This window comes from Streptomyces aurantiacus, assembly GCF_001418335.1.
Taxonomy (GTDB): domain Bacteria; phylum Actinomycetota; class Actinomycetes; order Streptomycetales; family Streptomycetaceae; genus Streptomyces; species Streptomyces aurantiacus.
Window position 1 is genome coordinate 15,200 of the sequence record NZ_LIPP01000110.1, and the last position, 19,339, is coordinate 34,538.

Sequence of the window (19,339 nt, forward strand, 5' to 3'; positions counted from 1 at the left end):
CCGCAACGAGACCGGACTCTACGCTCACCGCGGCCACCCCGAAAGGGATGACCGCCGGTCCGGCAGGCGACACCGTTCGCACGGTATGACCTACCGCTCGGACCGATATCGGGCGGGTCGGGTCGAGTCGAGCCAGATGGTCAACACAGGTCGAACCGGGCGAGGTTCATGACCTTGTCCCACGCGGCCACGAAGTCGCGTACGAACTTCTCTCCGGCGTCCTCGCTCGCATAGACCTCCGCCAGCGCACGCAGTTCGGAATTAGACCCGAAGACGAGGTCGACCCGGCTGGCGGTCCACCTGATCTCACCGCTTCGCCGGTCACGGCCCTCGAAGGTCTTCGTGACCGCGTCGTTCGCCGAATTCGCCACCCACTCCGTATTCATGTCGAGCAGGTTGACGAAGAAGTCATTGGTCAACGACCCCGGCGTCGCGGTGAACACGCCCAGCGGAGACTGCCCGTGGTTGGCGCCCAGGACGCGTAGCCCGCCGACGAGGACGGTCATCTCGGGAGCGCTCAACGTCAGTTGGTTGGCGCGCTCGACCAGCAGGTACTCCGCCCGCAGCCGGTTTCCCTTTCCGACGTGGTTGCGGAACCCGTCCGCGGCCGGCTCAAGCACCGCGAACGACTCCACATCGGTCCATTCCTGCGTGGTGTCGGTACGGCCCGGGGTGAAAGGCACCTGGACCGCGTGCCCGGCTCTGCCTGCGGCGTGTTCCACGGCAGCACATCCGCCGAGCACGATGAGATCGGCCAGCGAGACCCTCTTGTCCGTGCGCTGCTCGGCGTTGAACTGCTCCTGTATCCCTTCCAGGGTGCTCAACACGGTCGTGAGCGTTTCCGGGCCGTTGGCGTCCCAGTTGCGCTGTGGTTCGAGCCGGATACGCGCTCCGTTCGCCCCGCCACGCTTGTCGCTGTTGCGGAACGTCGAGGCGGACGCCCAGGCGGTGGCCACCAGTTGGGACACCGACAGTCCCGAGACGAGGATCCGGCTCTTGAGTTCGGCGACGTCGGCGGCGTCGACGAGCTCGCCGGCCACCTCGGGCACCGGGTCCTGCCAGATCAGCCGCTCGGAGGGGACCAGCGGCCCCAGGTAGCGCTGGACCGGGCCCATGTCGATGTGCGTGAGCTTGAACCAGGCGCGGGCGAACGCGTCCGCCAGCCGGTCCGGGTTCTCCAGGAAGTGTCGGGCGATGGGCCCGTAGACAGGGTCCTCCCGCAGCGCGAGGTCCGTCGTGAGCATCCTCGGGGTGTGGGTCTTCGACGGGTCATGGGGATCCGGCACAGTGCCTCGCCCTTGGCCGTCGCCGGGAATCCACTGCCACAATCCGGCGGGGCTGAGCTCGACGTCCCACTGGTAGGCGAACAGGGTCTTGAGAAAGCTGTTGTCCCACGTGGTGGGGGTGGGAGTCCAGATGCCCTCCAGCCCGCTGGAGATCGTGTCGGGGCCCTTGCCGGTGCCGTAGCTGTTCTGCCAGCCCAATCCCTGCTCCTCGATCGGGGCGCCTTCGGGCTCGGCGGCGAGGTGGCGGCCCGGGTCGGCCACGCCATGCGTCTTGCCGAACGTGTGCCCGCCCACGATCAGCGCGACGGTCTCCTCGTCGTTCATCGCCATGCGCCCGAACGTGGTCCGGATGGCGCGGGCAGCCGCTACGGGGTCCGGCAGGGTGCCCGGGCCCTGCGGGTCGACGTAGATGAGGCCCATCTCATCGGCGGCCAGCGGTTCCTCCAGGTCCCGGACACCGGTGTGCCGCTCGTCGCCGAGCCAGGTACGTTCCGGACCCCAGTAGACGTCCTCGTCGGACTCCCAGACATCCTCCCGGCCGCCTGCGAAGCCGAAGGTGTCGAAGCCCATCGTCTCCAGCGCGCGGTTGCCCGCGAACACCATCAGGTCGGCCCAGGAGATCTTGCGGCCGTACTTCCGCTTCACCGGCCACAGCAATCGGCGCGCCTTGTCGAGGTTGCGGTTGTCCGGCCAGCTGTTGGTGGGTGCGAAGCGCTGCATACCCCTGCTCGCACCGCCACGGCCGTCGCCGACGCGGTACGTGCCGGCGCAGTGCCACGCCATCCGGAGCACGAGCGGTCCGTAGTGGCCGAAGTCGGCGGGCCACCAGTCCTGCGAGGTCGTCAGCACCTCGTCGATGTCGTGTGCCAGAGCGTCCAGGTCGATGGTCCGGAATTCGGCGGCGTAGTCGAATTCCTCGCCCATGGCGCCCGTTGCGGGCTGATGCTTGGTCAGCACCTTCAGGTTGAGCCGGTTGGGCCACCAGTCACGATTGTCCCCACCGGCAGCCGGGTGACCACGGCGGTCGGCCGCACGGCGTGTGCCCAGGATCTGGTCGTACGTCCTGCTGATGACGACGGCGTCAGGGTTCTCCGGCACGGCAGCTCCTTCCGGGGCCTCGAAGCCCCTCAGATATTTCCAGGAGGTGGTCGCCGGTGTGCACGAAACGGCCGGTCACCCTCTACTACGGCGTCGCGCCGACGCATGGCCGGCACGGCCACATGTTTCAGTGCCCCCGGGCCACCCAATCCAGCAGGTGTGGTGCCTCGGCGCCGATCCAGGTCGCCTCGCCGTGCCCGGTGCGCACCTCGACCTCCGGCGGCAGGGTGAGCAGCCGGTCCCGGACCGACTCGATGATCGTGTCGAACGAGGAGAACGACCGTCCGGTAGCGCCGGGGCCGCCGAAGAAGAGGGTGTCCCCGCTGAAGAGTGTGCCCAGCTCAGGGGCGTACAGACAGGTCGATCCCGGCGAGTGCCCCGGAGTGTGCAGCGCGCGCAGCTCGACTCCGCCTGCGCGTAGCACGTCGCCGTCGGCCATAGCCCGGTCGGGTGTGCGCTCCTGCCAGGTCATCTCCCACAGCGGCGCCTCGGCCGGGTGCAGCACGATCGGCGCGCCGTATCGATCGGCCAGCGCGGGTGCCTGGTTGACGTGGTCGTCGTGTGCGTGGGTGCACACCACCGCGACCACCCGCCGGTCCCCCACCGCCGCCGCGATCGCGTCGGCGTCGTGCGCAGCGTCGATCACCAGCACTTCGACGTCGTCACCGACGATCCAGACGTTGTTGCTCACCTCCCAGACCCCGCCGTCCAGCGAGAACGTCCCGGAGGTCACGACGCGTTGGACCGCCGGCTCGTGGCTGTGGACCTCGCGCCGGCTCACAGCACCACCACCGAGCGCAGTACCTCGCCCGGTCCCGGGTCCGGAACCGTGATCGTCTCCACCGACACCGGCTTGCCCCTGCTGTGCGAAACCACTCCGCTTACCTGCTGCGCCATTTCCCACTCCCTTGTCGATCGGGTCCGTTCGATCCGTCAGAAAAAGCTCCCGGACCACCGCCGCGACATCCGTACGTCATGTCGTCCGCCTCGTTGGCACCTTGGGTGCTGAGTGCCACTTCGACAAGGCAATCGTCGATCGCAGAGAAAGAGGCAAGGATTTATTCGGACTTGCAGAAAATCTCGCCGGCCCCTTTCTTCGCCTACCTTGCCGGAACGTAAATCAGCGAGTCGGATCGATTCGATTCGGCCCTGGAGGACAGCGCCACGACGGGCGTGCGCCGCACGGGCGTTTCCCGGCCGAGCACCCCCTCGGCCACGTGTGCCGAGGCGGCAGAGCCGGACGAATCGAGCCCAGATACTCGTGCGCGTATCACGTGATCCGCAACGGCTCAGCCGCCAACGGCGTTAATCGGGGCTTGAACGGTAGCCATTGGCGAACGAACGGCAGAGGCCGGGAAGAAATGAACGGGCACCCTTGTGGGTGCGTTATCGGCTGCGTACAGTACGAGCCCAATAGCGCCCCTGGCCACTCGCCTCGACCGCCCGGCACCACCGGATCTCGGCCGACGGCTAAAAGCTCTCCGAATCCGGTGCCATCACCGGGTGCGCGCCAGGGGTGGGCCTGAGCCTGCCCATCCCTCCGTCATGAGATCGACCGAGAGGAGATAAACAAATGACATCGTGGGAAACGCCCGAATTCGAAGAGATCGGCTGCGGAGCCGAAGTCACCATGTATTACTTCGCCGAGCTGGACGACTAGTCGGTTAGTCGGTCCGGCCGGTCGGTCGGACGCACAGCTGGTCGGTCGGTGCGGTGCCGGATCCACGTGTTCGGCGCCCCCGGCCTCCAGCACCGGGCGACACCCCGTCGAAGTCGACCTCGAAGTCGACCGCGAAGTCGACCAGGAGCGGAAGAAGGACCAGGATGTGGCTGCGGGTGCTGGGTTCGGCGGCGGGCGGCGGATTTCCGCAGTGGAATTGCGGCTGCCCGGGATGCCGCGCGGTACGGGACGGTTCTCGGCCCTGCCGGCCCCGCACCCAGTCCTCCATCGCCGTGAGCCCCGATCACCAGCGGTGGTTCCTCCTCAATGCCTCCCCCGACATCCACGCCCACATCGAGTCCCTGTCGGCCCCGCAGTCGAGCAAGGGCCGGACGACGCCGCTGGCAGCGGTACTGCTCACCGACGCCGAGCTCGATCACACACTCGGCCTGCTGCTCCTGCGCGAGGGCCGGGCCCTCGAAGTGCACGCCACTCAAGCAGCGCACGAGGCGCTGTACGACGGGACATCGCTGCTCCGAACCTTGGAGCGCTACTGCGCGGTCGAGTGGCGACCGGTCGTTCCAGGCGCCGACGTGTCCCTGGGGGACGGCCTCAGCTACCGGGCCTTCGACGTACCCACGACCAAGCAGGCGCGCTTCGGGCCCACCAGCGGGCAGGGCCGGGTGGTGGGTTACCGCCTGACGGATGAGCGCAGCGGCCGGTCAGCGGTGTACCTCCCGGGGCTGCAGCAGCTCACTCCGGCGATACGCGAGCAGTTGGACGACTGCGCGTGTCTGTTCGTCGACGGAACCTGTTGGCACGACGACGAGCTGATCCGGCTCGGCTTGGCCGGCAAGACGGCACGAGAGATGGGCCACCTACCGATCGACGGTCCGGACGGCAGCCTCGAACAGCTTTCACCTCTTCCCGTCGAGCGCAAGATCTACGTGCACATCAACAACACCAATCCCATTCTCCTGGAGGACGCGCCTGAACGACGTCTGGTCGAGAAGCAGGGCATGGAAGTGGCCATGGACGGGCTAGAGATACGGGTGTAGAGCTGCGATGACGTCAACCGAGGTCGAAACAGAAGTGACCCACGATCTGGTGGAGGCGCTTGATCTGGTGGAGGCGCTGCGCGCCCAGTCGCGCCGTTACCACCATCAGCACCCCTTCCACCTCAGGATGAACGAGGGTCGGCTGAGCCGGCACCAGATCCAGGGCTGGGTGGCGAACCGCTATTACTACCAGGTGAACATCCCCCGCAAGGATGCCGCGATCCTCGCCAACTGCCCCGACATCGACGTGCGCCGTCGGTGGATCCGTCGTATCCACGACCACGACGGCACCCGAAGCGGCGAGGGCGGGATCGAAGCATGGCTGCGTCTGGGTGACGCGGTGGGGCTGACCCGCGAAGAAGTGCAGGACGAACGCCATGTCGCCCCCGGGGTCAGGGCCGCCGTCGACGACTACGTCACCTTCGCCCGCACCCGGCCCTGGCCCGAGGCGGTGGCGTCCTCGTTGACCGAACTCTTCGCCCCGGACCTGATGGCCCAGCGCATCGTCGCGTTGGAGCGCTTCTACCCCTGGATCGACCGGGACGGCCTGGCCTACTTCCGAACTCGGCTGGAGCAGGCGCCCCGCGACGCCGAACACGCTCTGGAGGTCGTGACCGCGCACTGTCGATCGGCTGAGGCACAGCAGCGCGCCGTGGCAGCGCTGACGTTCAAGTGCGATCTGCTCTGGAGGATGCTGGATGCCATCGGTGAAACCTACCCGGAGTGACCGGCGCGCGGCCGACCGACGCCGTACCGCAACGACGTCGTCGAGCCGTCCGAAACTGACGTCCCACGTTCGCCTGCGGTTCGACGCGGCGCGGGAACAACATGTCCTGCTGGGGCCGGAGTCGGTCATGGTCCTCAACCCGACGGGCGCGGACATCCTCAGCCTGTGCGACGGTCGCCACACGGTGGCGGAGATCGTGGCGACACTCCAGGACCGGTATGACGGGGTGGTCGACGACGAGGTGCGGCGCTTCCTCGACCGGCTGGCCACCAAGCGGTGCCTGGAGATGAGCGATGGATAGCCCCTTCGGTTTATTGGCCGAACTCACCTACCGCTGCCCGTTGTCGTGTGCGTACTGCTCCAACCCGGTCAACCTCGGCGACTACCACGACGAACTGACCACGGCGCAGTGGCAGCGCGTGCTGATCGAGGCCCAGGAGCTGGGCGTGCTGCAACTCCACCTGTCGGGCGGAGAGCCGCTGCTCCGTCGTGACCTGGTCGACCTGGTGACCAGCGCGCGGTACCTGGGCCTGTACACCAACCTCATCACCAGTGCCGTCGGCCTGTCCCGGCGCCGCGCGGAGCAGCTCAGAGCGGCCGGTCTCGATCACGTGCAGATCAGCATCCAGGCCGACGAGGCGACCCTGTCCGACGGGATCGCCGGTACTCCGTCCTACGCGGGCAAGATCGAGGCGGCTCGCCTGGTGAAGGAGCTGGGTTGGCCCCTCACCTTGAACGTGGTTCTGCATCGCCGGAACATGGACCGGGTCGCCGCCGTGCTGGATCTGGCCGAGGAACTGGCGGCCGACCACCTCGAATTGGCCAACACCCAGTACTACGGCTGGGCGTGGCGTAACCGTGATGCGCTGTTGCCCAGCAGGGCGCAGCTCGATCGAGCGGAAGCAGTGGTGCGTGCCGCGCGGAAGCGGCTCAAGGGACGGATGGACATCGTCTATGTCCTTCCCGACTATTACAGCCAGTACCCCAAGCCCTGCATGGGCGGGTGGGGGAAGCGGCAGCTGACTGTCACCCCGAACGGCGACGTCCTGCCCTGCCCGGCCGCGCACGCGCTGCCTTTGCCGCGCGCGAGCGTGCACGAGGACTCCCTGGCACGGATATGGGCCCGATCTCCGCTGTTCCAGAGTTTCCGCGGTACGGACTGGATGCCGGAGCCGTGCCGAAGCTGCGAGCGCCGCGAGATCGACTTCGGCGGATGCCGCTGCCAGGCCTTCCAGCTCACCGGCGACGCGTCGCGCACCGATCCGGTCTGCCACCTCTCTCCCGACCACGGGATCGTGGCCGAGAGGGTGCGGGCCGCCAACGAGGAGAACAGGCTCGGCGACGGCGTTCTCGTCCCCCGGCCGCACCGCGGCCGCCCGGGCCGGCGGTAGTACGGCGGTTCCCGGTGCCAGTGGCTCCACGACCGCCATCGTTGCAACCCACCGCGCCGGCTACCGACCACAGCGGGTCCAGACGCAGGAGGCCCTGACACATGCACTCGATCTGGTTGCTCCTCGGCGCCGGCTTCGTCCTCGGCTTGGACAATTTCCGGGTCGCGATCGTGCTCGGCACGGTTCCGTTCAGCCTCCGCCGTGCATTCCAAGTCGCTCTGATATTCGGCGTGTGGGACGGGGTGATGCCGCTGATGGGCCTGCTGCTCGGTCGTTATGCCGGCCAGGCGATCGGCCCGATCTCCACCATTGCGGCCTCGATCGCGCTGGGCGGTTACGGCCTGTACCTGCTCATCCAGGCCTTGCGGAACCCGGAGTCCCCCGACGAGATCGACAACCCGTGGGTGACGCTCTTCGGCATCCCGCTCTCCTTGAGCCTGGACAACCTGGTCGGCGGCGCGAGTCTCGGACTGCTCGGATTCGCCCCCTGGGTCACGGCCATCGTGTTCGGTGCCGCTACCGCGGTGATGACGTTGATCGGGCTGCACATGGGGAGGTTCGCCGCACACCTCATACGTATCCGCTCCGACCTGCTCAGCGGTGTCGCGCTCATGCTCGCGGCCGTCACCCTGCCCCTCTTGCCCAACTGACGCGACGGCGCCGCGCCCCACAGCACTTGGCGGAAGAGCGCCTCGATGTCACCTGTGGACACGGCCCCGGGCGGTCCAGCCCCGATTCACAGGCCCAGTGCCCGACGCACGGCTGACGCATGCCGCCGTGAGACCGGCACCATGTCGTCTTTCCGGTTGTCCATCACCAGGAACAGTTCCCCCTTGAACCCGCGCTCGATCTCCCGGACCCGGCTGAGGTTGACCACGTACCGGCGGTGGACCCGCAGGAAGCCGGCATCGGTCAGCTCCTCGTCAAGCTTGTCCAAGCCCTGGGAGGCGGAACGAAACCGCCCCTGGTCGGTGAAGAGCCACACGTTGTTGCCGTCCGACTCGGCGAAGCACACCTCCGGCAGCCGTAGCAGCACCGTCCGGTCCTCGCGCACCGCTACCAGCCGGCGCGGCTTCATCCACGGATGGCCGGGCCCCGTCGCTGGGAGGGTTTGTGCCCCCTCGGAGGCGCCGCCGAGCCAGATCAGGTGCCCGACGAGGCCACCGCGGAGGAACACGGGCCGGATCGTGATCGGCGTCGGTTCGTCGCGGAGGTGGGCGTAGATCTGTGTCGAACCGACCCAGTCCGGGGTGTGGGCGGCCGTCTTACTGGCGTAACGCACGATGCGGGTGAGGTCAGGCAGCCCGGAGTCCCATCGCTGGTCCGGGTCGACTGCCGAGACGTAGGGGCGAACGCCCATCAGAAGGCTCGCCGGCTCGTCAGCGATCACCACCTTGCCCGCCGTGTCCACCGCGGCTACTCCGGTGCCGGAGAGGGCCTTGGCCTGGGTGAATGCGGCGGCCAACTCTGCGCCGCTGTCACGAGCGCGCCGGTTCAGCGTCCCCTGCGCCGTGGTGGCCGCGTTACTCAGCCACCGGGTTGCGGCCTCCGGAAGTTGGGTGCGCCAGCAGGAGATGTTCATCACCGCGATCGGCTCGCCGGTCACCACGTGGCGCACCGCCACGCCGGCACAGACCCAGTCGTGGAAGGCCCTGCACCAGTGCTCCGCACCCCTGATCAGTACCGGGCCGCGCGCCTCAAGAGCCGTGCCCATCCCGTTCGTGCCGACTGCGCACTCGCTCCAGCAGCCCCAAGGCGCCAGATTGGCGTCGGAGGCTCTGACGAGAGTGGCACGGTCACCCCAGGAGGCCAGGATCCGGCCGGCGGCGTCGGCGACGGTGACGATGCCGTTGAGCCCGTCCACCTCGTGCGCCACGGACGCGGCGAGACCACCCAGTTCAGTGAAGATCACGTCATGCTCAAGCGTATGGTCGACGCTCCCGAGAGCTGAGGGAGCTTCCGTGAGATGTGGGTCGACCCGGTACTGCTCCCGGCAGCGATGCCAGGAGATCGCCACCTCGGGCCGGACACCGCGGACATCGTCCTCGCCCTGCATGAACCTTTCCCATGCGGCCAGCACCGTGCCTCTGCCGACGGTTACGGACGTGGGCTCGGGCCGACGCAGATCTTTCACGAGGAGAACCGCCCTTGGTCCATCCATAACCAACGCCGCGTCGCCTGCGCCCGGTACACGCCAGTGGCCGGACCGCTGGTCACAGCCAACAGCAAACGGGACATGCCGTCACGCACTGTGATTGAGCTCAACAACATCACCACCACCCTGTCCGTCTCTACAGCCGAAAGACATCTCGGTCAGGTCCCGAGGACCCGGTAGGCGAGCAGCACGTTCGACCGGTCGAAAAATGACCGATCCCACTCACGGCACCCTCGAACGTGTTTCACGCCAGGGTCACCCAGGCCGGGTGATAGCCAGTCAAGTGCGCAAACTGGCCCTGCCCCATGGGTAGTTGCGGTGCGGTGTGTGTTGTGTAGTCAGAATACGGTCGACAGGTGAACAGGGTCAACGGTCCGCGGCCGGGCGCGCTCCACGGCGTTGCGAACGCTGCGGACGCTGCGGGCACTGGCGGAACCTCGGCTGCATCCGCTGTGGCCACGCGATCGGCACCTCATGCAAAATGCCTGCTCAGCGCGCTGAGCAGGCATTGTCAAAAAGTGTCCGAGGGGGGACTTGAACCCCCACGCCCGATAAAGGGCACTAGCACCTCAAGCTAGCGCGTCTGCCATTCCGCCACCCGGACCAGGTGTCTGCCGCCTGGACGGAGGTGCTCCCCGCGGCGACATGGACAACAATACCAAGCTTTCGGAGTGGCTTTCACCTGCGTTTCCTCGCCCCGACGCGTGCCTGGCGGGGCGAGGAGAGCACGACCAGAACTCACCATGAGTGACCGTACGATCACGAGACGAGCGGCGCCGATCACGCGGCGTCGCCCGCCTCGCCGTACGGCATCACGTCACGGCATCACGTCACGGCATCAAGTGGTACTCCGGGAAGTTCCCCGGCAGCCGCTCCCCCGCCGGCCCGTGCGTGACCGCGCGCACCAGCAGTTCGCCGCCCACGAACGCGCCGCGCCAGGACGCGCCGAAGCCGCCGAACAGTTCGTCGCGGTCGCCGCGTGAGCGGGGCTTTCCGTGGCCGACCTTGAAGGCGCGGATCTGCGGGGCCAGGCGGCTGTACGTGGCCTCGTCGTCCGTGGACAGGGTCGCGACCAGCGCGCCGTTCGACGCGTTCATGGCAGCGAGCAGTTCCGCCTCCGTGTCGACCAGGACGATGGTGTCGACCGGGCCGAAGGGTTCCGCGTGGTGGAGCGGGGAGGACGGGGGCGGGTTGAGGATCGTGACCGGCTGGACGTACGCCGAGGTGTCCTGGCCCGGCAGGAAGCGGGCGTCGGCGAGCTTGCCGCGGTGCAGGGGGACGGCGCCCCGGTCGATCGCCTCGGCGACCTGGTCGTGCAGCTCCTTCGCCTTGGCCGCGTTGATCACCGGTCCGAAGTCCAGCCGTGGGTACGGATCGCCCGGCTGCTCGACGGCCAGGGGGTGGCCGACGCGGAGGGTGTCGACCGCGGGGAGGTACGCCGTCAGGAACTCGTCGAACAGTTCACGCTGGACGACGAAGCGCGGGTATGCCGTGCAGCGCTGCTTGCCGTAGTCGAAGAGCTTCGGGATGACGGTCGTCAGCGCGTCCCAGTTTGTGTAGTTCCAGATGCCCCAGGTGTTCAGGCCCTCCTGTTCCAGTACGTGCCGCTTGCCGAGGTCGGCGACGGCCGTGGCCACCGCGGCGCCCGTGTCACGGCCGCCGACGAAGGAGACGCAGCCGATCTCGGGCGCGCGCACGAGCGCCTCTGACAGCTCGCCTCCGCTGCCGCTGACGAGGGTGACGGGTATTCCCTCGCGGGCGGCGAGTGCGCAGGCCAGGGTGAGGCACGCGACGCCGCCGTCGGTCGGGGTCTTGGCGATGACCGCGTTGCCTGCCAATGCCTGTACCAGCATTGCGTGAACGAGCACGCTCATCGGGTAGTTCCAGCTCGCGATGTTGGACACGGGACCGTCCAGCGGGGTCCGGTCCGCGACCATGGGTTCGATTCCGTCGACGTACCAGCGCACGCCGTCGATGGCACGGTCGACGTCGGCCTGCGCGAGGCGCCAGGGCTTGCCGATCTCCCAGACGAGGAGGAGGGCGAGCAGTTCGCGGTGCTGGGTGAGGGCGTCGAGGGTGGCCGCGACACGGGCCCGGCGTTCTTCGAGGGGTACGTGCCGCCAGGCACGGTGGTGGTCGAGGCAGGCGCGGACGGCCTGCTGGGCCGTGGCGCCGTCCAGTCGCGGCGGCCCGGCGATGGGGCTCCCGTCGACGGGGCTGGTGGCGGGCAGTGCCCGGCCATCCGCCTGCCAGGCGGCGCCCCAGAGATTGAGGACACGGTCGTCCCGGAAGGCCTCGGGCGCCACGGCCAGACAGCGCTGCCAGGCGTCGGCCCACGAGGTGTGGGACTTGAGGGTGAGGGTGGGGGTGAAGATGGGAGTGGGGGTGGGAGTGGATGTCGGTGTTGGTGTCGGTGCCATTCGGTTGCTCCGCTCTCGGTGCACAGTCGGGGGCGGTCGTCGTACGGGACGTCAGCAGGACTCGGCGGCACCCGCAAGTAGCCAGGCGTCAACCATGAGTGACATCACGTGCCGCTTCGAGCCTGGCCAGTACCAGTCGGGCCGTCTCGGTCGGGGTGTCGCCCACCTGGACGCCGGCCGCTTCCAGGGCTTCCTTTTTCGCCCGGGCCGTGCCGGACGAGCCGGACACGATGGCGCCCGCGTGGCCCATCGTCTTGCCCTCGGGGGCGGTGAAGCCGGCGATGTAACCGATGACGGGTTTGGTGACGTGGTCGCGGACGTACGCGGCCGCGCGTTCCTCCGCATCGCCGCCGATCTCCCCGATGAGGACGATGAGTTCGGTGTCGGGGTCGTCCTCGAAGGCGGCCAGGCAGTCGATGTGGGTGGTGCCCACGACGGGGTCGCCGCCGATGCCGACGCAGGTCGAGAAGCCGATGTCCCGCAGCTCGTACATGAGCTGGTAGGTGAGTGTGCCGGACTTGGAGACCAGTCCTACGCGGCCGGACTTGGTGATGTCGGCGGGGATGATGCCCGCGTTGGACTGGCCCGGGGTGATCAGTCCGGGGCAGTTGGGGCCGACGATCCGGGTGCCCTTCGCCCGCGCGTACGTGGTGAAGGCGACCGAGTCGTGGACCGGGATGCCCTCCGTGATGACGACGGCCAGACCGATGCCGGCGTCGGCGGCCTCCACGACTGCCGCCTTGGCGAAGGCGGGCGGGACGAAGACGACGCTGACGTCGGCGCCGGTCGCCTCGACGCCTTCGCGTACCGAGCCGAAGACGGGAACGGCACGGTCGTCGAAGTCGACGCTGCGGCCCGCCTTGCGCGGGTTGACGCCGCCGACGACGTCGGTGCCCGCGGCGAGCATGCGCCGGGTGTGCTTCATGCCCTCGCCGCCGGTCATGCCCTGGACGAGGACCTTGCTCTCTTTGGTGAGGTAGATGGCCATGTCCCGCTCCTTCAGCCTGCGTTGGCGAGTTGTGCGGCGCGGCGCGCGGCGCCGTCCATGGTGGTGGCCTGCTGGACCAGGGGGTGTGCGCGGTCGTCGAGGATCGTGCGGCCGCGTACGGCGTTGTTGCCGTCGAGGCGGACCACCAGCGGTTTGGTCAACTGGACGGTGTCCAGGGCCCGTACGATGCCGTCGGCGACCGCGTCGCAGGCGGTGATGCCGCCGAAGACGTTGACGAAGACCGACTTGACGGCCGGGTCGGAGAGGATGACGGAGAGCCCGTCGGCCATGATCTGGGCTGAGGCGCCACCGCCGATGTCGAGGAAGTTGGCGGGGCGGGCGCCGCAGCCGGCGACCACGTCGAGGGTCGACATGACGAGGCCCGCGCCGTTGCCGATGATGCCGACCTCGCCGTCCAGCTTCACGTAGTTGAGACCCTTGGCCGCGGCGGCCGCCTCCAGCGGGTCGTCGTGCGCCACCTCCTGGTCGCCCCACCGTGCCTGCCGAAAGCGGGCGTTGTCGTCGAGGGTGACCTTGCCGTCGAGGGCGAGGATCTGTCCCTGGGCCGTACGGACGAGGGGGTTGACCTCGACGAGGACGGCGTCCTCGCGGACGAGTACGCCCCAGAGCCTGACCAGGGTGTCGACGGTCTGCGGGGGCAGGCCTGCGGCCTCGGCGATCTCGGTGGCCTTCGCCGAGGTGACGCCCACGGCCGGGTCGATGTGGATACGCGCCACCGCGTCCGGCCGGGTGGCGGCGACCTCCTCGATGTCCATGCCGCCCTGGGCCGAGGCGATCGCGAGGAACCGGCCGGCCGCGCGGTCGAGTACGTAGCTGACGTAGAACTCGCTGTCGATGTCGACCGGTTGGGCCAGCATCACCTTGCGGACCGTGTGGCCCTTGATGTCCATGCCGAGGATCTGACGTGCGGTCAGTTCGGTGGCGGCCGGGTCGGCGGCGAGTTTCACGCCGCCCGCCTTGCCCCGGCCGCCGGTCTTGACCTGCGCCTTGACGACGACGCGGCCGCCGAGCCCGCGGGCGATCTCGCGTGCCTCCTTGGACGAGTCGGTGATCTCCGCCCTCGGCACCGGAATGCCGTGTTCTTCGAAGAGTTCCCTTGCCTGGTACTCGAACAGGTCCATCTGGGCTCCCTCTGATCCCTTGGGTCCCTCTGCGGATCCCTTTGATCTCTCTGAAAAGTGCCGCACGCCCCCTGGACACCACCCACCGGATGCGGGATAACAAGCTTCATACAGTATTCGTCGACTGTATGCAATGTACCGCGACGGCATCCACGAACAGTGCGCGCACCACGTATGAGCTGCACTTCCGCGCGCCCAATCCCCTACGAAGGGACAGGACTTCGCCATGCCCGACGACAACAGCCAGAACCTCATCTCCGGTGGGCACCTGGTCGCCAAGGCACTCAAAGCGGAGGGTGTGGAGGTCATCTACACGCTCTGCGGCGGCCACATCATCGACATCTACGACGGCTGCGTCGACGAAGGCATAGAGGTGGTCGACGTACGCCACGAGCAGGTCGCCGCCCACGCCGCCGACGGATACGCGCGCATCACCGGCAAGCCCGGCTGCGCCGTCGTCACCGCGGGTCCCGGCACGACCGACGCCGTGACGGGTGTCGCCAACGCCTTCCGCGCGGAGTCCCCGATGCTGCTCATCGGCGGCCAGGGAGCCCACTCGCAGCACAAGATGGGGTCCCTTCAGGACCTGCCGCACGTCGACATGATGACGCCGATCACCAAGTTCGCCGCGACCGTGCCGGACACCGCACGGGCCGCCGACATGGTGTCCATGGCGTTCCGCGAGTGCTACCACGGGGCGCCGGGACCGTCCTTCCTGGAAATTCCGCGCGATGTCCTTGACGCCAAGGTGCCGGTGGACAAGGCACGGATCCCCGCCGCCGGCCACTACCGGGCCTCCACCCGCTCCGCCGGTGACCCCGAGGCCGTCGAGAAGCTCGCCGACCTGCTCGTGCACGCCGAGAAGCCGGCGATCCTGCTGGGCAGCCAGGTGTGGACGACCCGCGGCACCGAGTCCGCCATCGACCTCGTACGCACCCTCAACATCCCCGCCTACATGAACGGCGCCGGCCGCGGCACGCTGCCGCCCGGGGACCCGCACCACTTCCAGCTCTCGCGCCGGTACGCCTTCTCCAACGCCGACGTCATCGTCATCGTCGGTACCCCCTTCGACTTCCGCATGGGCTACGGCAAGCGGTTGTCGCCCGACGCGACCGTGGTGCAGATCGACCTCGACTACCGGACCGTCGGCAAGAACCGGGACATCGACCTCGGCATCGTCGGAGACGCGGGGCTCGTCCTGAAGTCGGTCACCGAGGCCGCCTCCGGACGCCTCAACGGGGGTGCGTCGAAGCGCAAGGAGTGGCTCGACGAACTGCGCGCCGCCGAGCAGACCGCCATCGAGAAGCGGCTGCCGAGCCTGAAGTCGGACGCCTCACCGATCCACCCGTACCGGCTGGTCAGCGAGATCAACGACTTCCTGACCGAGGACTCCATCTACATCGGCGACGGCGGCGACATCGTCACCTTCTCCGGGCAGGTGGTGCAGCCCAAGTCACCCGGGCACTGGATGGACCCGGGACCGCTCGGCACGCTCGGCGTCGGCGTCCCCTTCGTGCTCGCCGCCAAGAAGGCACGGCCCGACAAGGAGGTCGTCGCCCTCTTCGGGGACGGCGCCTTCTCACTGACCGGCTGGGACTTCGAGACCCTCGTCCGTTACGACCTCCCCTTCGTCGGCATCGTCGGCAACAACTCCTCCATGAACCAGATCCGCTACGGCCAGGCCGCCAAGTACGGCCCGGAGCGCGAGCGGGTCGGCAACACCCTCGGCGACGTCCACTACGACAAGTTCGCGCAGATGCTGGGCGGTTACGGCGAGGAGGTCCGCGACCCCGCCGACATCGGCCCGGCGCTCCAGCGCGCCCGTGAGTCGGGCAAGCCGTCGCTCATCAACGTCTGGGTCGACCCGGACGCGTACGCCCCCGGAACCATGAACCAGACGATGTACAAGTGAGGTGTCCCCGATGACAGCAGTGACGACCGCCACGGCATCGACGCCCGCCACCGCGACCAAAGCCCTCGAAGGCGTCCGCGTCCTCGACATGACGCACGTCCAGTCCGGTCCCTCCGCCACCCAGCTGCTCGCCTGGCTCGGCGCGGACGTCGTCAAACTGGAGGCGCCGACCGGAGACATCACGCGCAAGCAGCTGCGCGACCTCCCGGACGTCGACTCCCTCTACTTCACGATGCTCAACTGCAACAAGCGGAGCATCACCCTCAACACCAAGACCGAGCGCGGCAAGGAGATCCTCACCGAGCTGATCCGGCGCTCCGACGTCATGGTCGAGAACTTCGGACCGGGCGCGGTCGACCGCATGGGTTTCACCTGGGACCGCATCCAGGAGATCAATCCGCGGATCGTCTATGCCTCCATCAAGGGGTTCGGGGACGGCCCGTACACCAAATTCAAGGCGTACGAGGTCGTCGCTCAGGCCATGGGCGGGTCGATGTCGACCACCGGCTTCGAGGACGGACCGCCGCTGGCGACGGGGGCCCAGATCGGTGACTCGGGCACGGGCATCCACGCGGTGGCCGCGATCCTCGCCGCCCTGTTCCAGCGGGAGAACACGGGGCGCGGGCAGCGCGTGAACGTGGCGATGCAGCACGCGGTGCTGAATCTGTGCCGGGTGAAACTGCGGGACCAGCAGCGCCTCGGGCATGGGCCGCTGGCTGAATATCCCAACGACGACTTCGGCACGGAAGTTCCCAGGTCCGGAAACGCGTCCGGGGGCGGCCAGCCCGGCTGGGCCGTCAAGTGCGCGCCGGGCGGCCCCAACGACTACGTGTACGTCATCGTCCAGCCCGTCGGCTGGCAGCCGCTCACCGAGCTGATCGGCAGGCCCGAGCTGGCGGCCGACCCCGAGTGGGCGACGCCGGAGGCGCGCCTGCCGCAGCTCACCAAGATGTTCCAGCTGATCGAGGAGTGGTCGGCCACGCTCCCCAAGTGGCAGGTGCTGGAGAAGCTCAACGCCCACAACATCCCGTGCGGCCCGATCCTCTCCACCAAGGAGATCATCGAGGACGAGTCGCTGGTCGCCAACGAGATGGTCGTGACGGTGCCGCACCCCGAGCGGGGCGACTTCGTGACCGTGGGCAGCCCGCTGAAGCTCTCCGACTCCCCCGTGGACGTGACCAGTTCGCCGCTGCTCGGCGAACACAACGAAGAGGTGTACGTCGGCGAGCTCGGTCTCGGCGACGAGGAGCTGCGCCTGCTCAAGTCGAACGGAGTGATCTGATTGATGGCCGAAGACCGGGTGCTGAGGGTCCGTACACTCCTCGACTCCGTGCGGGCCGAGGGGCGGACGGCGCTGACCGCGCCCGAGGGCAAGGTGGTCGCCGACGCGTACGCGATCGCCGTCCCCGGTGAGGCACTGGCGACCGACGTCGACGAGGCGGTCGCGTACGCGGCTCGTTTCGGCGGCCCCGTCGTGATGAAGATCGTCTCTCCGGACATCCTCCACAAGACCGACGCGGGCGGCGTGATCGTCGGCGTGGCGGGCGCGGCGGACGTACGCACGGCCTTCCACAAGATCATCGAGAACGCCCGGGCGTACGACTCCGCGGCCCGCATCGACGGCGTACAGGTGCAGGAACTGCTCCCCCAGGGGCAGGAAGTGATCGTCGGCGCGGTGACCGATCCGACGTTCGGGAAGGTCGTGGCCTTCGGGCTCGGCGGTGTGCTGGTCGAGGTCCTCAAGGACGTCACGTTCCGGCTGGCGCCCGTCGATCCCGACGAGGCGCTGTCGATGCTGGACTCGATCCGGGCCGCGGAGATCCTGCGCGGGGTGCGGGGCGCTCCGGCGGTGGACCGGTGGGCGATCGCCGAGCAGATCCGCCGGGTCTCCGAACTGGTCTCGGACTTCCCGGAGATCGCCGAGGTGGACCTGAACCCGGTGATCGCCACCCCGGAGGGCGCGATGGCCGCGGACATCCGGGTCATCCTCGCCGAGTCGGTCGCCAAGCCCCGCCGCACGTACACCCGCGACGAGATCCTGACCTCGATGCGCCGGCTGATGGAGCCTTCGTCGGTGGCCGTGATCGGCGCCTCCAACGAGCAGGGCAAGATCGGCAACTCGGTCATGCGCAACCTCATCGACGGCGGCTTCTCCGGAGAGATCCATCCGGTGAACCCCAAGGCCGATGACATTCTCGGCCGCAAGGCGTACAAGAGTGTCACCGACGTTCCCGGTGAGGTGGATGTGGCGGTCTTCGCCATCCCGGCCAAGTTCGTGGCCTCGGCCCTGGAGGAGGTGGGACGCAAGGGAATCCCCAACGCCGTACTGATCCCTTCCGGGTTCGCGGAGACCGGCGAGCACGAACTCCAGGACGAGATCGTGGCCATCGGCGAGCGGTACGGCGTCCGGCTGCTCGGGCCGAACATCTACGGCTACTACTCGACGTGGCAGAACCTGTGTGCCACGTTCTGCACGCCGTACGACGTGAAGGGCGGCGTCGCGCTCACCTCGCAGTCCGGTGGCATAGGGATGGCCATCCTGGGTTTCGCGCGCACTACGAAGACAGGTGTTTCCGCGATCGTGGGCCTCGGCAACAAGTCGGACCTGGACGAGGACGACCTGCTGACCTGGTTCGGCGAGGATCCCCACACCAAGTGCATCGCCATGCACCTGGAGGACCTCAAGGACGGGCGTGCCTTCGTGGAAGCCGCGCGGGCGACCGTCCCCAAGAAGCCGGTGGTCGTCCTGAAGGCGGGCCGTACGGCGGCCGGGGCGAGGGCCGCGGGCTCGCACACGGGCGCTCTCGCGGGCGACGACGCCGTGTACGAGGACATCCTGAAGCAGGCCGGTGTCATCAGGGCACCCGGCCTGAACGAAATGCTGGAGTACGCGCGCGCGTTGCCGGTGCTTCCGACGCCCCGGGGCGACAACATCGTGATCATCACCGGCGCCGGCGGCAGTGGCGTACTGCTGTCCGACGCGGTGACCGACAACGGCCTCTCCCTGATGGAGATCCCGCCGGACCTGGACGCGTCCTTCCGCGAGTTCATCCCGCCCTTCGGGGCCGCCGGCAACCCCGTGGACATCACGGGCGGCGAGCCGCCGTCGACGTACGAGGCGACAATCCGGCTCGGGTTGGAGGACCCGCGGATCCACTCGCTGGTCCTCGGCTACTGGCACACCATCGTGACCCCTCCCATGGTCTTCGCCGAGCTCACCGCGCGCGTGGTGGCCGAATTCAGGGAGCGCGGGATCGAGAAGCCCGTCGTGGCGTCGCTCGCGGGTGACGTCGAGGTCGAGGAGGCCTGCCAGTACCTCTTCGAGCACGGGGTCGTGGCCTACCCGTACACGACCGAGAAGCCGGTGGCGGTGCTCGGCGCGAAGTACCGCTGGGCGCGGGCGGCGGGACTGTTGGGGGGCGGTTCATGACGTGACCCGGCGAAGGGGCGGGCCGACGGTGCGCGTCGGCCCGCCCGGGACCCGTGCGCACACGAAAGGCAT

Annotated in this window: 16 protein-coding genes and 1 tRNA gene; 9 read left to right on the top strand and 8 right to left on the bottom strand. The window is 68.4% G+C overall.

Annotated features, from left to right (window positions below; genetic code table 11):
• Window positions 1-140: 140 nt before the first annotated feature.
• On the bottom strand, window positions 141-2,384 hold the full coding sequence (gene katG / locus AOK01_RS15770) for a catalase/peroxidase HPI (RefSeq protein WP_079103452.1): 2,244 nt from the start codon (window positions 2,382-2,384) through the stop codon (window positions 141-143).
• Window positions 2,385-2,511: 127 nt separating this feature from the next.
• Window positions 2,512-3,165, bottom strand: a complete 654-nt coding sequence (locus AOK01_RS15775; RefSeq protein WP_055512016.1) for an MBL fold metallo-hydrolase — start codon at window positions 3,163-3,165, stop codon at window positions 2,512-2,514.
• A gap of 792 nt (window positions 3,166-3,957) precedes the next feature.
• On the opposite strand from AOK01_RS15775, the gene pqqA reads away from it, so the two are divergent.
• Window positions 3,958-4,044, top strand: a complete 87-nt coding sequence (gene pqqA, locus AOK01_RS46555; RefSeq protein ID WP_063792805.1) for a pyrroloquinoline quinone precursor peptide PqqA — start codon at window positions 3,958-3,960, stop codon at window positions 4,042-4,044.
• 4 nt (window positions 4,045-4,048) lie between these two features.
• Here the strand turns inward: pqqA and AOK01_RS45105 are convergent, their stop codons facing one another.
• Complete coding sequence (locus AOK01_RS45105; RefSeq protein ID WP_055512019.1) at window positions 4,049-4,333, bottom strand: hypothetical protein; 285 nt, start codon at window positions 4,331-4,333, stop codon at window positions 4,049-4,051.
• Here AOK01_RS45105 and pqqB point away from each other — a divergent pair.
• From pqqB to AOK01_RS15805, 5 genes are all read left to right on the top strand, one after another.
• On the top strand, window positions 4,221-5,102 hold the full coding sequence (pqqB, locus tag AOK01_RS15785; protein ID WP_245702278.1) for a pyrroloquinoline quinone biosynthesis protein PqqB: 882 nt from the start codon (window positions 4,221-4,223) through the stop codon (window positions 5,100-5,102). The genes AOK01_RS45105 and pqqB overlap by 113 nt on opposite strands.
• Before the next feature lie 7 nt (window positions 5,103-5,109).
• The gene (pqqC, locus tag AOK01_RS15790) at window positions 5,110-5,829 is read left to right on the top strand and encodes a pyrroloquinoline-quinone synthase PqqC (protein ID WP_055512024.1); all 720 of its coding nucleotides are present in this window, start codon (window positions 5,110-5,112) and stop codon (window positions 5,827-5,829) included.
• Window positions 5,801-6,130 carry a pyrroloquinoline quinone biosynthesis peptide chaperone PqqD gene (gene pqqD, locus AOK01_RS15795; RefSeq protein WP_055512026.1) on the top strand — a complete coding sequence of 110 codons (330 nt, stop codon included), beginning with the start codon at window positions 5,801-5,803 and terminating at the stop codon, window positions 6,128-6,130. Before pqqC ends, pqqD begins: the two co-directional genes overlap by 29 nt.
• Complete coding sequence (gene pqqE, locus AOK01_RS15800) at window positions 6,123-7,220, top strand: pyrroloquinoline quinone biosynthesis protein PqqE (protein WP_055512028.1); 1,098 nt, start codon at window positions 6,123-6,125, stop codon at window positions 7,218-7,220. Before pqqD ends, pqqE begins: the two co-directional genes overlap by 8 nt.
• Before the next feature lie 101 nt (window positions 7,221-7,321).
• Window positions 7,322-7,870 carry a manganese efflux pump MntP gene (locus tag AOK01_RS15805; RefSeq protein WP_055512031.1) on the top strand — a complete coding sequence of 183 codons (549 nt, stop codon included), beginning with the start codon at window positions 7,322-7,324 and terminating at the stop codon, window positions 7,868-7,870.
• 86 nt (window positions 7,871-7,956) lie between these two features.
• Here the strand turns inward: AOK01_RS15805 and AOK01_RS15810 are convergent, their stop codons facing one another.
• The 5 genes from AOK01_RS15810 to sucC all read right to left on the bottom strand — a co-directional run bounded on the left by AOK01_RS15810 (window position 7,957) and on the right by sucC (window position 13,925).
• Complete coding sequence (locus tag AOK01_RS15810; RefSeq protein WP_245702274.1) at window positions 7,957-9,132, bottom strand: DNA-binding protein; 1,176 nt, start codon at window positions 9,130-9,132, stop codon at window positions 7,957-7,959.
• Window positions 9,133-9,894: 762 nt separating this feature from the next.
• Window positions 9,895-9,979: transfer RNA gene (locus AOK01_RS15815), tRNA-Leu, on the bottom strand.
• Between the two features lie 226 nt (window positions 9,980-10,205).
• Window positions 10,206-11,795, bottom strand: a complete 1,590-nt coding sequence (locus AOK01_RS15820; protein WP_055512033.1) for an aldehyde dehydrogenase family protein — start codon at window positions 11,793-11,795, stop codon at window positions 10,206-10,208.
• Window positions 11,796-11,883: 88 nt separating this feature from the next.
• Complete coding sequence (gene sucD / locus AOK01_RS15825; RefSeq protein WP_055512035.1) at window positions 11,884-12,783, bottom strand: succinate--CoA ligase subunit alpha; 900 nt, start codon at window positions 12,781-12,783, stop codon at window positions 11,884-11,886.
• Window positions 12,784-12,794: 11 nt separating this feature from the next.
• Window positions 12,795-13,925, bottom strand: coding sequence for an ADP-forming succinate--CoA ligase subunit beta (gene sucC, locus AOK01_RS15830; protein WP_055512036.1), 1,131 nt, complete (start codon window positions 13,923-13,925; stop codon window positions 12,795-12,797).
• A 226-nt stretch (window positions 13,926-14,151) separates the two neighbouring features.
• On the opposite strand from sucC, the gene AOK01_RS15835 reads away from it, so the two are divergent.
• From AOK01_RS15835 to AOK01_RS15845, 3 genes are read left to right on the top strand one after another with little or no spacing between them, the layout of a single operon-like run.
• Window positions 14,152-15,837: a thiamine pyrophosphate-binding protein gene (locus tag AOK01_RS15835; RefSeq protein WP_055512038.1), complete on the top strand. Its 1,686-nt coding sequence runs from the start codon at window positions 14,152-14,154 to the stop codon at window positions 15,835-15,837.
• A 10-nt stretch (window positions 15,838-15,847) separates the two neighbouring features.
• Window positions 15,848-17,119, top strand: coding sequence for a formyl-CoA transferase (gene frc / locus AOK01_RS15840; protein WP_055512040.1), 1,272 nt, complete (start codon window positions 15,848-15,850; stop codon window positions 17,117-17,119).
• A 3-nt stretch (window positions 17,120-17,122) separates the two neighbouring features.
• Window positions 17,123-19,267, top strand: coding sequence for an acetate--CoA ligase family protein (locus AOK01_RS15845; protein WP_055512176.1), 2,145 nt, complete (start codon window positions 17,123-17,125; stop codon window positions 19,265-19,267).
• Window positions 19,268-19,339 lie beyond the last annotated feature (72 nt).